This is a genomic window from Mycobacterium sp. NTMscope_Eco_3 (assembly GCF_976985685.1).
The window spans coordinates 5,642,759-5,659,835 of sequence record NZ_CDRJYZ010000001.1; the positions used below are offsets into that span (position 1 = coordinate 5,642,759).

Consider the following 17,077-nt stretch of genomic DNA (forward strand, 5'->3'; position numbering starts at 1 on the left):
CTACCGTAAGCGGCCATGGGAGCACAACAACGGGCCTCTGCCCAGGGCCTGTCCGCAGATGTGCCGGACGGCTTCGGCGTCGCGGTCGTGCGCGAAGAGGGACAGTGGCGCTGTGCTCCGATGGCCCGCAAGTCGCTGACGAGCCTGTCGGCGGCCGAGACGGAGCTGCGTGAGTTGCGCAGCGCCGGGGCGGTCTTCGGCCTGCTCGACGTGGACGACGAATTCTTCGTGATCGTGCGGCCCGCACCGTCGGGGACGCGGCTGTTGCTCTCGGATGCCACCGCGGCGCTGGACTACGACATCGCCGCGGAAGTGCTCGACAAGCTCGACGCCGATATCGATCCCGACGACCTCGAGGATTCCGATCCCTTCGAAGAGGGCGACCTGGGGTTGCTGTCCGACATCGGGCTGCCCGAGGCGGTCCTGGGGGTCATCCTCGACGAGACCGACCTGTACGCCGACGAGCAGTTGGGTCGCATCGCCCGCGAGATGGGCTTCGCCGATCAGCTGTCGGCGGTGATCGACCGCCTCGGTCGGTGACTGACGAAGAGCTGATCCGCTCCGCACTGTCGGTTGCCGCGACGGCGGGTCCCCGCGATGTGCCCATCGGCGCGGTCGTGGTCAGCGCCGAAGGAACCGAGCTGGCCCGCGCCGTGAATGCCCGCGAAACCCTGGGCGACCCGACGGCCCACGCCGAGATCCTCGCGCTGCGGGCGGCCGCCGAGGTGCTCGGGGACGGGTGGCGGCTCGAGGGCGCCACGCTGGCCGTCACCGTCGAACCGTGCACCATGTGCGCGGGTGCGCTGGTGCTGTCGCGCATTGGCCGGTTGGTGTTCGGCGCCTGGGAACCCAAGACGGGAGCGGTCGGATCGCTGTGGGACGTGGTCCGCGACCGGCGGCTCAATCACCGGCCGGAAGTGCGCGGCGGTGTGCTGGCACCGGAGTGCGCGGCGCCGCTGGAGGCCTTCTTCGCCCGCCAGCGATTGGGGTGAGCGGCCCGGGGTTCGGTAAGCTGCTCGGCGGTGGCGTGTCCGAGCGGCCTAAGGAGCACGCCTCGAAAGCGTGTGACGGCTAAAACCGTCCGAGGGTTCAAATCCCTCCGCCACCGCCAAAACTACCGCAGGTCACAGGCCTATTTGGACCCGTTCTGGCCTGCGGTGGACACCGTATGGACGCCATTTTTCGGTCCGAACTTCGCGTGCAAGTTCGCAGCAACCACGTCAAGGTCATCATCGAACAAGTCGCTGTAGACCTTGAGCGTCACGCTGGGGTCCTTATGGCCGAGCATCCGTGCCAGCGCCAACACATTCGCACCACTCGACACCGCCAACGAAGCGCACGTGTGCCTCAAACTGTGCGGCGTGACGCTTTGGACCTTGGCCCGCTTCACCGCCCCCGCGAACCAACCGCCATTGGACTTCGGGCGGGGTAGATACCCGTCGTCGCCGAACACCAGATCGTCGGCGTCCTTGCTGGCGCACCGCACCGACAGTTCGTTCAACACGAACTCGGGCACCGGAACTGAGCGGGCTTCGCGGCCTTTAGTCGGGCCGACCGCGTGATCGACGCCGAGCTGCACCGCGTTTTCGGACACCGAGATACGCCGCCGCAGGAATTGAACGTCACGCACTTTCAGTGCGACCGCTTCCCCCCAGCGCAACCCGGTGTAGGCCAGCAGCAACACCAATGCCCCGTGTTCACCGGACTCATCAGCCAGCCGACGCACATCATCAGCGGACAGGTACACCCGTCGCTTGCCCGATTTGCGGGGCAGATTGTCGATACCTTTCGCCGGATTACCTGCGAGCCGTCTCGCCTTTACCGCGTCACCAAGGATGCCGCTCAACACCCCAACCGACCGGACGACTGTCGTTGCACCCGAACCGCTGCGGGTCATGGCCGTAACCCATGTCTCGATGCCGACCACATCAATGTCAGCCACGGCAACCGGCCCCCACGTGGGTTTCACGTGCACCCGGTACGCCGATTCGAGCATCCGGTAATGAGATTGAGCCGTAGCTTGCTTCTTCCGTGCCAGCCAGTCGGTGGACAGCTCGTCCACGGTGATCCTGCCGAGCGTCGGGGCGATGTAGTCGCCGGTGAGCTTTTTGACCTCAACATCGTTGGCGAATACCTGTGCGTCCCGCTTGGTGGTGAACCCGCGCTTACGGGTGGTCCGGTTGCCGGGCGTGCGGTAACGAACCGCGTAAAGCGTTGTTCCGCTTGATGTTTGGTACTTTTCAACGGTTGCCATCGGACAGACTTTCCATGAGTTCGGCTTTGAGTTCGCGGGTCACCCGACCACGTTTCTGGGGATTCGCGCCGGGGCCGGCGCGGCGGTCCCGCTCAGCACTGAACACCGACCCCCACAGTTTCATCGCTGCGTCGCAGAGTTCCTCGGTATCCAGTCCGAGCGAGGCCGCAACCCGCTGATCCGTCAACCCTGACCAGTCGAGGACCGGTTCGAAGGTGTCGATGTGAACGTGGTCCCACCGTGCGGCCCATACTCCACCACCACAAAAGGCCTGCAACTGCTCGCCGGTCGGTTCGAAGTCCTCGGTCACCGTCACGTCGCCGTCGGAGCGCACCAGGTCGACTAGCCGCACCTGCTGGTCGGTGACCTCACCTAACGCGGCAGTTAATGCGATCACGGTGGCGAATGTCGGCGCGCTGCGTCCGGTCTCGAAATCTCGGACTTTCGATGCTGTCCAGCGCAACCCGACCCGCCTCGCTGCCTTGGCCAGGTCGTCTTGGGTCAAGTCTGCATCTTTCCGGATGCGTCGGCAGTTCTCGCCCAGCACGTTGGCGATGGGTTTTGCCATGATCGAAGGGTAACGTAAATCCGCGTCATTTGACAGGTCTTCCCTCTGGTGGTTCTCTAGGTATGTAAGTTCGCGCTCCTTGAGAGGACTCCCCCTTATGACTACGAAGCTGGCCGATGACATTGCTAGACCTACTGAAGTCGCTGACGCGCTCGGTATCACTGAAATGGCACTTGCGCAGATGAGGTACCGGGGCACGGGCCCCAAGTTCGTCAAGCGAGGCTCACGAGTCCTATATCGCTGGTCCGACGTATCCGCCTACCTCGACGGACGCACCCGCGAACGCACCGGAGCCGGGCGGGGTCGGTGAGCTGACCCGACAACCTAACTCCACAACCCTCACCGATACCTGACAGAAAGAGACACCGATGAAAGGTGAACCCAGATAAAGAAACCCGCCCCGAAAGCGGCGGGACGGGCTCCAAACGCAAATCCATTGCTAACAGCGAATATACCACCGCATCCCAACAAGTGTCCTGGTGGACCGTCCACGAATACGTTCAACCGCTTCTCGATCGGGCCGGCTCGTGGCCCATGGCCGGAACCCCGGCATGGTGCGCCCTTGACGACGATGATCCGATCAAGCTCGCCGCGTTGCTCGACGCCGCACAACATCACGTGCTGCGGGTGGAGACGGCGCAGGCCGCACTTGCCGAAGCGTCCCGCGCCGTCAGCGCCATTGAGAACTGGGGCCTGATCGGTAACAAGATCCGCCGGCGCAACGAGGTCTACATTCCGAGGCGGGCGTCATGACCGACGACCAGGATCTGATCGCCAAGGGCAAGGCGCTGTTTGAGTCCGGCAAGCACAACCCGCCGTCCGAGGTCACGGGGTCGCTCGATGATGGCGGTGATACGGCGGCTTGGGTCGACATCGACGGCGCCGAACTGCTCGACGAGATAAGGCAATTCGCGGGGCGGTTCCTGGCTCTGCCGACACCGCACCACTATTCGGTGCTGGCCCTGTGGGCGGCTCACACATGGGCGGTGTCGGCGTTTTACGTGACGCCGCGGCTGGTGCTGGACTCGCCTGAGCCGGGCTGCGCCAAGACCCGCGTTCTTGAAGTTTTGAACCTCTTGTGCCGCAACGCCAAACTGACGTTGTCAACGACGACAGCGGCGCTGTACCGGCGGATCGCGGCAGCCGGCGACGCGCCGCCCACCGTCTTGCAGGACGAGGCCGATGCGGTGTTCGGCAAGACGGCCAACCCCCAGGCCGAAGACCTGCGCGCCCTGTTCAACGCCGGCTACAAGCGGGGAGCCACCGTCGACCGTTGTGAAGGTGACGCCAAAAAGATGGTGGTGCGCGAATTTCCGGTCTTCGCACCTGTTGCCCTGGCTGGCCTGGCGGGCAAGATCCCCAAGACCATCCTCGACCGGGCGGTGGTCTTCCACATGCGCCACCGCGCCGCCGATGAGCACATCGACGAATTCCGGGAGCGTGACGCAGCAGCGGATGCGGCGCCGCTGACCGAACGCATGGCCACCTGGGCTGCCGCCAATTTCGACGCACTGGCAGCATCGCGGCCCCGGATGCCCGAGGGTGTCCGGGACCGGCCCGCCGAGGTGTGGGAGGCCCTGATCGCGGTCGCCGATGTAGCCGGTGGGGACTGGCCGCGGCTTGCCCGAGACGCCTGCACGCACTTCGTGCTCGACACCGATGACACCGAGCCGTCACTCGGGATGCGGCTATTGCGCGACATCTTCGAGCTGTTCGATAAGGCCGACGCTGACGCGATGTTCTCGTTGACCATCGTCGCCGAGCTGACCAAAGACCCGGAATCCGAGTGGGGCGACCTCTGGGGCAGACCCCTCGATCAGCGGCGCCTAGCAAAGGAACTGCGGCGCTATGGAGTCAAGTCGCGCACCGTCCGTGTCAGCGACATGACGGCCAAGGGGTACCACATCGACGGCGATGACGGGCTGGTTCAAGCCTGGCGTCACTATCTTGGTTCCATCTGTAGCCGTCACAAGCGGCATGAGGGTAACAGTACAGGTCAAGGCGTTTTCGATCCGACACACGATCCGTCACAAGCGTCACATGACGTGACGGCGTCGTCATCCGGTCCGTCACAGCGTCACTCGAACGTCACACCAAAAATAGCCTCTGAACTGCCTGTTTCCGAGAACGTGACGGACGTGACGGACGTGACGCACACAGATGGTCCACCGAACCGTCACACCCGCGCGGTACCGCTCGTCACCGGCGCCGGTCGCTGCGAGTGCGGCTACCACGTCGCCACCCAGGGTCACCGTCCCGGCTGTGACGTCATATCCCAGCAAACATCGAACACCCGCCCCCCGCCCGGCGCACCGACGCCGGCGACACCGGGGCAAACCGACCGGGTCGCGGCAGCCCTGGCCAAAGCTCGCAACGGCGCAATGACCAACAGCATCACCGGAGGGGGTTAACCGATGACTGCTGGTAACGCCGACGACGACCTGGCCTTCGACCGCGCCGCCTATCCGCCATCGCGAGTCATTCGCTCAAGCAACAAGTGGCGGACCCTCCGTAACCGGTTCAAGGCGCATTGTCAGCGCACCGGCGCCCGGTGCCTGTCGTGCACGCTGCGCGGCGACATCGAGAACGCGGTCATTGACTACACCGCCGCGCCCACGAGCCCCTGGGCATTCGAGGCCGACCACATCCAGCCCGTGGACGAACGTCCCGACCTTGCCTACGAATGGTCGAACCTCGCACCATCGCACAGCCGATGCAACCGCCAGAAAGGAGTGAGATCCTATGAACGTCAAGGTGAATGGACCATCCCTGACTGGTGAGGGGGACCAGTTCCCTACTCACACAGCGCACATTTGCGATTCTTTTCAGGAACCATCCCGCGCGATTCGGGAATCGCGGCATTTATCGCCAGCTAGTCCAGCAACCAATTTCCGGTTGACCAGCACTTTTTGAAAGGAGGCTTTCATGGAAAACCGCAAACAACCACCCTCCCAACTGGGAAGACGAGGAAAATCAGTGTGGCGCAGGCTGATTGGAGAAAACACGTTTTCGGCCTCGGAAATCGTCACCCTAGAGCTGTTGTGCGCACAACTCGACACGTTGGACAAACTGGACTCCGAGCTGGCCACCATGAGCGTCGTCGTATCCGGCAGTGAAGGTCAGCCGGTGATGAATCCGGTGTTGCGTGAGCGCCGCGAGACGATCAAGCAAATTGATGCCCTGATGGTGGCGCTGGCGATCCCGGTCGAGGGCGAGTCCTTCGGCGTTCGCCGTTCAGGTGCCGCGAGGGCGGCAGCGAAAGCACCGAAGGTGCGCAAGACCAACAGGCCGCCAAGCGGTTTCGGGGAGGTCGGCTGATGGCCGGATCGATCAGGAACAGCAGCGCCCAACCGTGGCCGACCAAGCATCTTTGCGATGACGGCCAGACCCGCAACCTTGCCAAGTTCACCGCCGAGCAATGGGTTAACCATCCCGATGTGCGCGATGGGCGACCGGGCGGTCACCTATCCGGCAGTGATCAAGCCTGCGCCTACGTGTGGCTCAGACACCGGCTGCGCATCGCGGCATCCCTGGGCAGGCGGGACTACGTGCTCAACACCATCTCCGCGATGAGCGGTCGACATTGACGCCCAACGGATTACACCAGCCAACGGATGAACGTGCCTCTCCGTGGCGCTCAGCCCCCCCGAAACCCCCCAATCGAAAAGGAATCCAAACTCATGACCCGCACAAGAAGTGACGACCGACGCGCCCTCGACCTCGTGACCGCGTACTTGACCGCGGACATCGCGACTCTCGACAAGATCACCACCGAAGCCGCCGACGCGGCTCACCTTGGCCACTTGCTCATCGGCACATTCGAGGTTCTTGAGCAGCTGATGGAGCAGTTACCCCGCCCCGATGTGGCCGCCGCCGTCGAGACGATCACCGCCATCGCCACCGGCCAGGTAGCGGTTGATAAATCATCGGCTACCAGCCCCGAACTGGTGGTGCTGGCGGCGAAGCTTTCCGTCGCTCACGCGACCGACAATGGCGCAGCGGCGGCCGAACTGCTCGACAAGCCGCAATCGATCACGCTCTTATTGGATGCCGTTCTGGGGCTGCACTTACAGTTGCTACCCGCGCTGGGTGACCCCGAGGTGCTGCGGGCGCTGCATGCTGCGGCGTTGAACGCCGCGGTGGACGAGGTGTTTGAATGACGGTGGTGTACAATATATTTCGTAGCTCGGTATCCCGACGCGCCAGAGCCGCAAAGCGGCCAACCTGGACAAATGGGTCGCCATGCATCGCTTCTGTTTTCGCGTGCAAGAAGGTGACCTATGACTGAATCTGAAATCTTGTATCGGGCAGCAACTTTGGCCCCCGCGGCCGGCCGCGTCGTGCATGGCCTCATCGTCCCGTACGGCGTCGTTGCAGATGTTCGCGACGGATTCTCCACCTACCGCGAGAAGTTCGCACCGGGCGCGTTTACCCGGTCGATCGCCGAACGGGGAAGCAAGCTCAGGTTGTTCACCGCTCACGACACTCGGAAGTTGCCAGTCGGGAAGGTCGTTGAGCTGCACGAGCAGCACGACGGCGTTCACGCCGCCTTCGAAATCGCCCCAACCCGCGACGGTGACGACGTACTGGAATCCGTCAACGGCGGCTACACATCCAACTTCAGCGTCGGTTTCCGGCCGATACGGCACAGAACCGAGAATGGCGTCGTCGTTCGTACCGAAGCGAGTCTTCGGGAAGTGAGCCTCGTCGGCTTGCCCGTCTACGAGGGCGCCACCGTCGCCGGCATCCGCGCCGAGGACTCGGTCATCACTCGCAGCATTGCAGAAGCACAACTAATCCTGCTCGACCTCTAAAAATCAAGAAAGTGTGAAAGACCATGTTTACCAAAGACCTTGACGACCTCCGTCGTCAGATCGCTCAGGACCGTGACGCGGCCAGCGAAATCCTCACCCGCGCCGAGGGCGACCTCAGCGGCCCTGACGCCGATGAATTCGACCGACTCATCAACAGGGCCAAAGCCAACAAGGACAAGCTCGACGGGTATCAGCGCCGCGCAGACGCGATTGCGTCGTTCGAGTCGATCACCGGTGCGCCGGTCGATCCGGCCGCTCCGCCGCCCCCGTCGCGTGAGCACCACGGCGGCCCGCAGGGCGCCAGGTTGCTGACCCGTGCCGAGTCGGTGAGCGGTTGGGCGGCTGACAACGGGTTGACCGAAAGCGGTTCGGAGCAGCCGAGTTTCGACCGGTACTTGCGCGGCATCGTCACTAACCGCTGGGAAGGTGCCGAACAAGAGCGAGCACTCGCTGAAGGCACCCAATCCGCCGGGGGTTACCTCGTGCCGACCCCGCTCGCGTCTTATGTGATTGACTTGGCGCGCAACGCAACTCGCGCCATACAGGCGGGCGCGGTCACGATCCCGATGCAGTCGCAGACGCTGCGGGTGCCGAGGTTGACCAATGAGGGTGCCCCAGGGTGGCGCAGCGAGAACGCACAGATCACCGCCCAGGACATGACGTTCGACTCAGTGCTGTTCACCGCCCACTCGCTCGATCGGCTTGTGATCATCTCCCGCGAGCTGTTCGATGACAGCCTGCCCAACGCTGACGGGGTGATCGCCAACAGCTTCGCCAAACAGCTTGCGGTTGCCCTTGATTACGCCGCGCTGCGCGGTTCGGGTGTGGCACCCGTACCGCAGGGTGTGCTCAACACGCCGGGGGTCACCCCAACCACCCATGGGGCGAACGGCACCGCCATCACCAACTATGATTTCCTGTTGAATGCGGTTCAGGTGGTGCGGTCCAACAACTTCGAGCCGAACGCGCATATTGTCAGCCCGAAGACGGTGACCGATCTGCGAACGCTGAAGGATAGCCAGAATCGTTATCTACAGCCGCCGCCCGACAGCTTGCCGCTGTTGGCGACCAACCAGATTCCGACGAATTTGACGGTCGGTACCGCGTCCACAGGAACCGAAATCTACACCGGTCAGTGGGACCAACTTGCGTTCGGTGTCCGCACCGAATTCATCCTCGAATTCCTGCGGGAACGGTACGCCGACTACGGCCAATATGCCTTTGTGGGGCATTTGCGTGCCGATGTGCAGCTGTTGCACCCGGCCGCGTTCACGGTGGACACGGGCATTTTGGCCTGATGCAAACGTGCGGTCCCTGCGGGTCAATCGTTCAAAGCCGCCCGCGAGGGACCGCACCCTAGGGCACCGGCTCCGGTTTTTTCCGCGCCGGGCCGGTGTCTTGACGGGGATGATCGGCACGTACGTCACCGTAGGCCAGCAGGCGCAGCCGGTGTTCTCTGTTGCTGTTGGGATCACTCCTGTTCTCTGTCGTCCACTACCTCGATGCCTTGTGCCCGTAGGGCTTCCATGACCTCGTCGGCCAGTTGATCCTCGGTCTTGCCCTCGGTGGGGATCATGAACACCGGCTTGCCCTTAGACATCGATGCCCACCCTTCGCATGGCCGCTGCGTTCAGCCCCTCGGGCGGCAACACCGACAAGATGTCGACCGTCGCCCCTCGGGGTGACTCGGTGATGTTCCAGCCTTTGTTACTGCGCTTGGCTTTTCGCTTGGCAGCGTCCTGAGATTCGGCCTTCACGGTCTTACGTACCCGCAGATATGCATAGCCGTTCACCACGAACTCGTGTTGTTCGCTCATGTTGTCTCCCTTGACCTCTAATGCAATTGGTAGACGAGTTGGAGTCCCACACTGTTGCCTGGGCGTCGTCGTCGGGGTCACAAGCGCCATCGGTATCAGCCACCCGCCCAGCCCTCGCCGGGGGCGTCACCGATGTCCTTCGTGGCTGCGACGTCAACCTGTTCGTCGGCGGCAAGGGTTTTGTCTTGCGTGCCGTCCCCGAAACGGACAGCTATCCCTTCGGCCGTCTCGGACACGTCCGTGACCTTGTGCCAGGTCTTGTCGCCGCGGAACCGCAACTGCACCTCAACCGAATCTGCCCAAATGGCGGGGAGCTGGTCGGCCCGCACCCCGATCATCGGGTCTGGTAGCTGCTCCATGACAACGATCGTATTGCCGCCAGCCTCAGTTGGCGACGGGCGGTTTGCTGTGCGTCGCTCGCGTCGTCACCGAAGGACGGGTTTTAGGTCAGTCCACGTTTTCCTGGTGGTTCGACGCCCCGCGGGCGTAGCGTCAATTATAGGCTTCCTTGAGGGAGATGCGGTCGAACCGGGTGGGTCCGTGTTCGACACATACCGTTTAAGGCGCGATTGGAGAACATGATGCGCACCCACTTTCTTTTGGGATTTGGGACGGTCGTGGCTGCCGCTGGAATTGTGTTGGCTCCCAGCGCAAATGCCGCGCCGCCAGATGTCGAGAACCGGTTTGTCCAACTGGTGCAACAGAAGACCGGCACCACCGCTGACCGGCAGACCATCCTCGCTGCTGCGTACGACGACGTGTGTGGGCCGTCCCGGCCCGGAACGGTCGCTGACCTCGCCGCGCGGCTTGGGATCAACCCATATACCGAAGTGGGTTGGGTGCGCGAGGCAGCAACCTACACAGGTCTGTGCTTCACCTAGAACGATCGGGTAGCCGGTCCCCGCAGACACCGCCACCGTTTACCTCTGAGCGTCAGCGCTGCTGCCTCGCCTTCATCTCGATGTAAGCGGCGACGATCGCAGGTTTCACGCCGAGCTGGTGCGCTGCGTCGTTCACCAACCTGGTGTAGCGCTCGGACGCCGTTTCGGCGGCGGTACGGTGATCGATCAGCAGGTCGTGCTCATTGTTGGGTCGCTGTGCACCCGTGAGTTGCTCGTCCCACCAGTCGTCAAGATCGCTGCGGATCTGTTCGAGCCGCTCGATGACTTCCGCTTCAAGCCGTGGCGCCGGCGGTTCATCCTCCCAGGATTCCGGGCTCAGGGCGGTCTTGGGGATCTGGTCGGCAAGCTCAGGCGACAGACGGCGACGGGGGTCGGTCAGCAGCTCCACTTGATGCGCAAGCCGATGCTCAAGTGACAGTGTGTAGAACCAGGACAAGTCGACGGTGCTCATCAACTCATTGTCAACCCATGGACGCAGCGACCGGAGCACAGCAAACGGCTCTAAGCGGGCACCGTGGACACCAAATGGACACAAAATGTCAACAAACAGCGATAACCAGCGTTAAGTGCCGAAGCGTGTTTACGCAGCTAGACACCGTTTTAAGCCACTAGCCAGGATAGCTGAATAGGGTTCAAATCCCTCCGCCACCGCCAAAACTACCGGCGCCCCGTCGCAGGTAGATCGTGCTCTCACGATGCACCGATCGTGCGCGCGCCGGTCGGTCGCCACCCTCGTTGGCGCTCGATGGTTCGACCCACTAATTTTCCTGAGGTGACGTTCTCAGCTGCTCGTGCAGTCGCACGATGGATCACCCCCTTCCTGACGATTACGGCCTCCTTGGCCGTTGTGGCCGGCATCGGACTTTTTGCCGATCCGGTGCAGGTCCGTCCCGGCCCGACGGTGCGCTTGGTCTCCGACGGCAACCCGCTGGACAACGCGCCGTTCTACGTCAACCCCACGTCGGCGGCCATGCGCGCCGCGCAGAGCGCCGATCCGCCGAGCGCCGAGCTGACCGCGATCGCCAATACGCCGCAGGCGTACTGGATCGTCCCGGGCGGCTCCGCGGCAACGGTCGGCAAGTACGTCGGCGACGCGGCCGCCGCCGGCGCCATCCCGGTCCTGGCGATTTACGGAATCCCCCATCGCGACTGTGGCAGCTTCGCCGCGGGCGGCATGGGGTCGGGCGCCGACTACCGAAGCTGGATCGATGGCATCGCCGGCGGTGTGGGCGCCTCGCGGGTGGCGATCGTGGTCGAACCCGATGCGCTCGCCATGGCCGACTGCCTGTCGGGTGATCAGCGCCAGGAACGGTTCGACCTGATTCACTACGCCGTCGACACCCTGACAAAGGATCCGAACGCCGCCGTATACGTCGACGCGGGTCACCTGCGCTGGCACAGTGCCGAGGACATGGCCGCCAGACTGAACCAAGCCGACGTCGGCCACGCGCGGGGCTTCAGCATCAACACCGCGAACTTCTTCACCACCGAGGACGAAATCGGTTACGGCGAAGCGATTTCCGGACTCACCAATGGTTCGCACTACGTGATCGATACGTCACGCAACGGTGCCGGACCGGCACCCGATTCCGAGCTCAACTGGTGCAATCCCAGCGGCCGCGCGTTGGGCACCCCGCCGACCGCCTCCACCGCGGGTGCGCACGCCGACGCCTACCTGTGGATCAAACGTCCCGGCGAATCCGACGGGACGTGCGGCAAGGGTGATCCACCGGCGGGCCACTTCGTGAATCAGTACGCCATCGATCTGGCCCACAACACCGGCCACTAGCAGGGCCTTTGGCTTGACCTCGCCGTCGGCGGCCGCCGAACGGATCTGTTATTCGCGACCGGCGATGGTCGCGACTGGGTAACATTTCGTTATCTAAAACAGATAAAGCCAGTATGCGGTACGAGGCAAACATGACGAGGAAAGTTGCGTTCTTCGCAATCTTCTCGATCTGCACTGCCTTCATCACCGTTTCCGGTGCAGACGGGTTCGTTGCGCACGCCGACGATTCGGGGACCGCGGTCTACAACGGCGTCAACCAGCTTCGCCAGGGATGCGGGCCGATCAGCGACGACCCGCGTCTGACGGAAGCCGCCCAGCGGCATGCCGACGACATGCTGCGCAACGGGGTCAGCGGACACATCGGCTCGGACGGCTCGTCGCCGCAGGCGCGGATCGCGCAGGCGGGCTATCGGAGCCGCTCTACGGGTGAAATCGTCTTCTGGGGCACCGGATCCGCCGCGAATCCCCGTGAGGCCTTGGACATGTGGATGCAAAGTCCCCCGCACCGCGCGATCATCCTGAATTGCGCATTCAACGCAGGCGGCTTCGCCACCGCACGGGACGCCAACAAAATGACCGTCGTCGGTGACTTCGCGGCTTCGTAAACCCTTTTGGGTCAAGCGGTTTCGGATCGCCGCCGTAGGCACTCACACGTGAGGCAGCCAACCAGAACCATGCGGTGACAGCACGAATCCGCGGCCTTGCGGGTCTTTGCATGCGGTCGTGCCTGAGTTGTCGACCCCGCAGATGATGCCGTCGACGGTGATGGAATGCAGCGGGGGCAACGTCTTGAGTGGATGCCCATAGACCTGGCCGTTGGGCGCAATCGGGTCACCGGATTGAACCAATCCTGAGGCGGTCCGAATCGCGTTCACCGTACCGGCCCCGCTGGCTGGCGGGACCGCGGGAAAATTATTGCCTGTGCATTGTGCTGCCCCGGAGAAGAAATCGCACGTGATTCCATCCGGGGTAAGGAAATAGACCATGTTGAGCGGTGCGCGCCCCGTGTTGGGAAGCGCAATCGTGTAGTCCGCAACCTTCACGGGTGAATACCCGCTGATGTCGGGAAATGCAGGCACATCGGCGTGGGCTGCCGTACAAGACGTGCACACCCCAGCGAACACGACGGCTACCACCACGGCAGCCGAGTTGACGAGGCTACGCACAGGAACCCCCTCGCTAACCAGCGTCTGACGACGGAGCAGCCGCTGAGCACCTAGGGTGCAATCACACGTGAGGCAGCCAGCCGGAGCCATGCGGTGACAGTACGAATCCGCGGCCTTGCGGGTCTTTGCACGCGGTCGTGCCTGAGCTATCGACCCCGCAGATGATGCCGTTCACTGTGATGGAATGACCAGGAGGAAGCGTTTTGACGGGGTGCCCATCAATTACGCGCGATGGTTCACCTTCATTCGTCTGCTTCAGCCCAGTAGTGGTTCCGATCCAATTAACCCCGGTAATTCCCGCATTGGGACTTGAAGGCGCGGGGGGGACCCCGGGCAGGTTATTCCCGCTGCACTGTGCTTGGTCAGTGGCAAAGTTGCAGACGACCCCGTCAGGAGTGAGGAAATAGACCGTTGCCAGAGGTTGCCGGCCAGGGTTGGGAACGTCGATCGTGTAGTCGCCGACGTTCACCGAGGCCTCTGCGCTCAGGTCCGGAAACTTTGGCGGGTCGGCATGTGCCGCGCACGCAACCGAGCAAGCGGCTACGACAAGGGTGCTGATGCCGGCTAGTTTCTTGATGTCCATATGCATCCTATCGGTTCAGATTTCTGCGATGCGATCAGTGATAGGGCCTGAGTTGGAATTCTCGGGTGTTGTATGGGGTGCCGAACGGCACGCCGTTCGCATCTTTAAGCGTATTCCATTGACTGCCAAATAATTTCAAATCGTCCAGCGTTGATCCCGGCAAGATATACCCGCCGTACGGTTGAGGGACGAATTTCGGAGCGGCTGGATCACCATTCTGCGCAACCAGAGTCGTGGGCACGTTCTGGCTGAACATTGCAGCTGGATTGGCACCTACCCGCACTTCGATACTTCCTTGGTGCGCATCTGCATTGAAACCTGACAGGACGGGCTTTCCACCGATTTCCCGAAAGCTGAGCTCGCCGTAGCGATTGTTAGTTAGCTGTATGGGCTGTTGTCCTGGTTTGCCCCAGTCGTTCCCGTTCCACGGCTGCCAGGTTGAACGATCGAATACGTTCCCGGTATCCGCGCGGTACATGGTGATGCCTCGGCTGCGGTCGAAGGAATCAGCGGCGATGTAGACCTTGCCGTCCGAGCCCTTATAGCCGCTGATCTGGGTGGGCGCTTCTCCCGCGGCGCGGTACGAGCCTGGCACCATTGTCCACCCTTTGCCCGGGTCACCGTTGACTTCGACCAGCCACGAAGCCGCCGGCTTAAGGTTCCCCGTCGTGCCGGTCACCATCATGTACGTTTTGTCGCCCAGGGTGATCGTCCCGGCTGGCAACGTGTCGCTGATTCCGGCCTTGACCGCCTCCGCCGGCATTGTGAAGAGCTCGCGGCCACTATTCTCGGGTCCCGTTAGTGGCGCACCAAAATGCGGACGTCCGTCGGCGTCGAAGGTCACCGGTACGGCCACAGATCGATAGTGTTCGCCCTCACCGACTTTGTTGCCGGAGAACGAATCCCCAAAAATCGCGAGATATTTTCCCGGCTGTCCGGGGATCTCGACCACTTCTCCTAAGTCCGCCGCCCCGATACCCGGGATGCCGGGAATGCCGCCGGTACCGGCGATCGGCCCGAGGTCTCTCACCTCACCCGGTTTCAGCGGGCTTTCGATCCACTCGTCTACAGCTTTCGGTGGGTCGTAACCGTCGGTATGCAGGGCACCCATGGCTCTACGGAGAGTGTCGGAGTACCCGTTGCGAATTGACGTCATTTGTTTGACGGCATCGCGGACGTCGTCCACGGCATCGGCGTGCGCGTCGTCGTACAGTCTCAACAGCTTCTGGCGTTCCGACTCGGGCAGATCGGACGCCAATTCCTTCTTGATCGCGGTCATGAGGCTGTCGAGGCCTCGGAGCTCACTGTCCAGAAGGGCGATCTCTCGAGCTCCTTGTTTCTGCGCGTCGGCTAACGCGGCGGCGATCTTTTCCAATTCAGCACCGATCTTCGGCAACTGTTCGGACTGCGCCCCGAGGGCTTTCGTCACCCGCTGCACTTCTTCAGAGTCGTTGATGGGGTGGCCACCATCCTGATGGTTCCAGGCGGCGGCGAATCGTTTTCGCGCTTGCTCGAATGCGTGCTCGGCTTCGGCGGTGTGTCGACCCGCACCATGAAAGGCCTCCGCCAACTGCGAGATCTGAAACGGGTTACCGGCCTGCAAGCTCTGGTTGATCGCCCACGGATCGCCGCCGGCCGACGCGATCAGTTCCGCTTCGACCAGGTTCGCCAGCGTCATGGCGTCGTGGGCAGATGGCCAACACCGACGATCATCGCCGCCCCCTTCTGAGCTGGCATAAACGCTACTACTGGCAGCGCGACGGCGACCGTCAAATGGTCAATGCCAAGGCAGGCCGGTGGGGCCGCCACTACCTGTCAGGCCTGGCTGCCGGCCAGCTTCCGAACGGTCAGAACCTCGATGTCTTGGAACGGACGTCCCTCAGGGCGGATCAGGTCGTGGAACCACACCTTCGGAATCGTGGTGGCCGGGTGATCCCAGGTTTCCCAGGGGAAGTAGGTCTGGGTCTTTCCGGCGACCAGGCCCCAGTTGATCGCGCCGACGTTGTGGCGCTTGGCGACGGGCAGGATGCTCTGCACAGTGCTGCCCCGGGGCCGGGCCATGTATTCCGTGCACAGGATCGGCCGGCCCATCGGCGTCAGCTCGTTGATGCGCGACTCGAACCCGGCCGGCTCAGCGTAGGAATGGAAGGTGACCACGTCGGAGTTGGCGAGCTGGATGTCGCTGATTGCGCTGCGGCCCTGGGGTTGTCCCCAGTCTCCGCGCCACACGCCGCTCGTGAGCGGCTGACTCGGATCCACGGCGCGTGCCCACCGAAACACCTGGGGGAGCAGGTCGGCGACCAGTTGGTCCTTGTCGCTTCTTTCGGTGTTGCGGTACTGCCGCGCCGGGTTGTCGGGTTCGTTCCAGAGGTCCCACCCCAAAACCCGGTTGTCATTACGGAATTGGGTCATCACCGCGGTGACGTAGTCGCGCATGACCGGGACGTAGCGGGGGTCTCCAAGGCGCTCGGCGCCCGGGCTCTGCACCCAGCCCGAGTTGTGCACACCGGGGCGCGGCGCGCGTTGCCGGCCCGCTCGGGGTTGCGGGTCCCAGCAGGAGTCGAAGAAGACGAAGAGCGGCTTGATGCGATGACGGGCCGCGATGTCGACGAATTGCCCTAGCCGCGTTTGGAACCCGCGCTGATCGGCGGCCCACAGCTGATCGTGGAGGAACACTCGCGCGGTGTTGTGCCCATAGAACTGAGCCCAGCCGAGCTCGGTGTCGATACGTCGTGGGTCGAAGGTGTCGGCCTGAAACATCTCGAACTGGTTGATGGCGCTGGCGGGAATATAGTTTGCTCCGACGAGCCAGCCCTGAGCTTGATACCACCGGCTGGCGCGATCGGGAGACCACCGGCCCGCTTCCTCCGCGGAGGCCCGGGGTACCCGGGTAACTGCGGCGCTAGCCGCCAGCAGCAGAGGGAGTTTCAGGGCCGTTCGTCGTTCCACGATGTGACGATAAGTTTCCGGGGCGATTTCCCGGGGATTTGCTCAGCGCGTCGCGAGAGCTTCAGATAACAATTGTTCCCGGGCCGTCTGCGGCCCCTCCGAAAGTCGGAACCCACCGGTCATCGTGACCAATCCGTAACCATCCACTCCGGCGTGCCCGGGCCGTCGTGAACGCCGGGCGGTTTAAAATGTGCCCGGCTCTGTGTCAAACCCGTTGTCGGACAACCAAAACCGG

Annotated in this window: 23 protein-coding genes and 1 tRNA gene; 14 read left to right on the forward strand and 10 right to left on the reverse strand. The window is 63.0% G+C overall.

The features are described from left to right. Positions 1–15: 15 nt before the first annotated feature. The 3 genes from AC0KTM_RS26315 (at position 16) to AC0KTM_RS26325 (ending at position 1,111) form a co-directional block, all read left to right on the forward strand. On the forward strand, positions 16–540 hold the full coding sequence (locus AC0KTM_RS26315) for a tRNA adenosine deaminase-associated protein (protein WP_225326065.1): 525 nt from the start codon (positions 16–18) through the stop codon (positions 538–540). Next, positions 537–992, forward strand: coding sequence for a nucleoside deaminase (locus AC0KTM_RS26320; protein WP_472417118.1), 456 nt, complete (start codon positions 537–539; stop codon positions 990–992). Before AC0KTM_RS26315 ends, AC0KTM_RS26320 begins: the two co-directional genes overlap by 4 nt. Positions 993–1,021: 29 nt before the next feature. Next, positions 1,022–1,111 (forward strand) — tRNA-Ser (locus tag AC0KTM_RS26325). A gap of 21 nt (positions 1,112–1,132) precedes the next feature. Here AC0KTM_RS26325 and AC0KTM_RS26330 read toward each other — a convergent pair. Together AC0KTM_RS26330 and AC0KTM_RS26335 are read right to left on the reverse strand one after the other, a co-directional pair. Continuing rightward, entirely contained in the window at positions 1,133–2,254 is a 1,122-nt protein-coding gene (locus AC0KTM_RS26330) for a tyrosine-type recombinase/integrase (RefSeq protein WP_472417120.1), read from the reverse strand. After that, a complete protein-coding gene (locus AC0KTM_RS26335) occupies positions 2,241–2,945 on the reverse strand; it encodes a helix-turn-helix domain-containing protein (protein ID WP_472417122.1) in 705 nt (234 codons plus the stop codon). Before AC0KTM_RS26335 ends, AC0KTM_RS26330 begins: the two co-directional genes overlap by 14 nt. Before the next feature lie 348 nt (positions 2,946–3,293). Between AC0KTM_RS26335 and AC0KTM_RS26340 the strand changes: the two genes are divergently transcribed. From AC0KTM_RS26340 to AC0KTM_RS26375, 8 genes are all read left to right on the forward strand, one after another. Next, a complete protein-coding gene (locus tag AC0KTM_RS26340; RefSeq protein ID WP_472417124.1) occupies positions 3,294–3,575 on the forward strand; it encodes a DUF2742 domain-containing protein in 282 nt (93 codons plus the stop codon). After that, complete coding sequence (locus AC0KTM_RS26345) at positions 3,572–5,233, forward strand: DUF3631 domain-containing protein (protein WP_472417126.1); 1,662 nt, start codon at positions 3,572–3,574, stop codon at positions 5,231–5,233. The genes AC0KTM_RS26340 and AC0KTM_RS26345 overlap by 4 nt, the downstream gene beginning before the upstream one ends. A 3-nt stretch (positions 5,234–5,236) precedes the next feature. Beyond that, positions 5,237–5,602: an HNH endonuclease gene (locus tag AC0KTM_RS26350; protein ID WP_472417128.1), complete on the forward strand. Its 366-nt coding sequence runs from the start codon at positions 5,237–5,239 to the stop codon at positions 5,600–5,602. 145 nt (positions 5,603–5,747) lie between these two features. Continuing rightward, positions 5,748–6,140, forward strand: a complete 393-nt coding sequence (locus tag AC0KTM_RS26355; protein ID WP_472417130.1) for a hypothetical protein — start codon at positions 5,748–5,750, stop codon at positions 6,138–6,140. Further along, positions 6,140–6,409 carry a hypothetical protein gene (locus AC0KTM_RS26360; RefSeq protein WP_472417132.1) on the forward strand — a complete coding sequence of 90 codons (270 nt, stop codon included), beginning with the start codon at positions 6,140–6,142 and terminating at the stop codon, positions 6,407–6,409. Before AC0KTM_RS26355 ends, AC0KTM_RS26360 begins: the two co-directional genes overlap by 1 nt. Before the next feature lie 93 nt (positions 6,410–6,502). Continuing rightward, the gene (locus AC0KTM_RS26365; RefSeq protein ID WP_472417134.1) at positions 6,503–6,982 is read left to right on the forward strand and encodes a hypothetical protein; all 480 of its coding nucleotides are present in this window, start codon (positions 6,503–6,505) and stop codon (positions 6,980–6,982) included. 120 nt (positions 6,983–7,102) lie between these two features. Continuing rightward, a complete protein-coding gene (locus tag AC0KTM_RS26370; RefSeq protein ID WP_472417136.1) occupies positions 7,103–7,636 on the forward strand; it encodes an HK97 family phage prohead protease in 534 nt (177 codons plus the stop codon). Positions 7,637–7,659: 23 nt separating this feature from the next. After that, positions 7,660–8,934, forward strand: a complete 1,275-nt coding sequence (locus tag AC0KTM_RS26375; RefSeq protein WP_472417138.1) for a phage major capsid protein — start codon at positions 7,660–7,662, stop codon at positions 8,932–8,934. Between the two features lie 173 nt (positions 8,935–9,107). Here the strand turns inward: AC0KTM_RS26375 and AC0KTM_RS26380 are convergent, their stop codons facing one another. The 3 genes from AC0KTM_RS26380 to AC0KTM_RS26390 form a co-directional block, all read right to left on the reverse strand. Continuing rightward, positions 9,108–9,236: a hypothetical protein gene (locus AC0KTM_RS26380; RefSeq protein ID WP_472417140.1), complete on the reverse strand. Its 129-nt coding sequence runs from the start codon at positions 9,234–9,236 to the stop codon at positions 9,108–9,110. Next, complete coding sequence (locus AC0KTM_RS26385; RefSeq protein ID WP_472417142.1) at positions 9,229–9,453, reverse strand: hypothetical protein; 225 nt, start codon at positions 9,451–9,453, stop codon at positions 9,229–9,231. The genes AC0KTM_RS26380 and AC0KTM_RS26385 overlap by 8 nt, the downstream gene beginning before the upstream one ends. Before the next feature lie 95 nt (positions 9,454–9,548). Further along, on the reverse strand, positions 9,549–9,812 hold the full coding sequence (locus AC0KTM_RS26390) for a hypothetical protein (RefSeq protein WP_472417144.1): 264 nt from the start codon (positions 9,810–9,812) through the stop codon (positions 9,549–9,551). A gap of 210 nt (positions 9,813–10,022) precedes the next feature. Here AC0KTM_RS26390 and AC0KTM_RS26395 point away from each other — a divergent pair, with 210 nt between their 5' ends. Beyond that, the gene (locus AC0KTM_RS26395) at positions 10,023–10,334 is read left to right on the forward strand and encodes a hypothetical protein (protein WP_472417146.1); all 312 of its coding nucleotides are present in this window, start codon (positions 10,023–10,025) and stop codon (positions 10,332–10,334) included. A 52-nt stretch (positions 10,335–10,386) separates the two neighbouring features. Here AC0KTM_RS26395 and AC0KTM_RS26400 read toward each other — a convergent pair whose 3' ends face one another. Then, positions 10,387–10,806, reverse strand: coding sequence for a hypothetical protein (locus AC0KTM_RS26400; protein WP_472417148.1), 420 nt, complete (start codon positions 10,804–10,806; stop codon positions 10,387–10,389). A 321-nt stretch (positions 10,807–11,127) separates the two neighbouring features. Here AC0KTM_RS26400 and AC0KTM_RS26405 point away from each other — a divergent pair, with 321 nt between their 5' ends. Further along, positions 11,128–12,144 carry a glycoside hydrolase family 6 protein gene (locus AC0KTM_RS26405; protein ID WP_472417150.1) on the forward strand — a complete coding sequence of 339 codons (1,017 nt, stop codon included), beginning with the start codon at positions 11,128–11,130 and terminating at the stop codon, positions 12,142–12,144. 131 nt (positions 12,145–12,275) lie between these two features. After that, a complete protein-coding gene (locus AC0KTM_RS26410) occupies positions 12,276–12,749 on the forward strand; it encodes a CAP domain-containing protein (RefSeq protein WP_472417152.1) in 474 nt (157 codons plus the stop codon). 42 nt (positions 12,750–12,791) lie between these two features. Here the strand turns inward: AC0KTM_RS26410 and AC0KTM_RS26415 are convergent, their stop codons facing one another. The 4 genes from AC0KTM_RS26415 to AC0KTM_RS26430 form a co-directional block, all read right to left on the reverse strand. Continuing rightward, a complete protein-coding gene (locus AC0KTM_RS26415) occupies positions 12,792–13,205 on the reverse strand; it encodes a hypothetical protein (protein WP_472417570.1) in 414 nt (137 codons plus the stop codon). A gap of 166 nt (positions 13,206–13,371) precedes the next feature. Next, on the reverse strand, positions 13,372–13,893 hold the full coding sequence (locus tag AC0KTM_RS26420) for a hypothetical protein (RefSeq protein ID WP_472417154.1): 522 nt from the start codon (positions 13,891–13,893) through the stop codon (positions 13,372–13,374). A gap of 34 nt (positions 13,894–13,927) precedes the next feature. Continuing rightward, a complete protein-coding gene (locus tag AC0KTM_RS26425) occupies positions 13,928–15,571 on the reverse strand; it encodes a putative alpha/beta hydrolase (protein ID WP_472417156.1) in 1,644 nt (547 codons plus the stop codon). A 137-nt stretch (positions 15,572–15,708) separates the two neighbouring features. Further along, positions 15,709–16,842, reverse strand: coding sequence for a cellulase family glycosylhydrolase (locus AC0KTM_RS26430; protein WP_238955586.1), 1,134 nt, complete (start codon positions 16,840–16,842; stop codon positions 15,709–15,711). Positions 16,843–17,077: the final 235 nt, after the last annotated feature.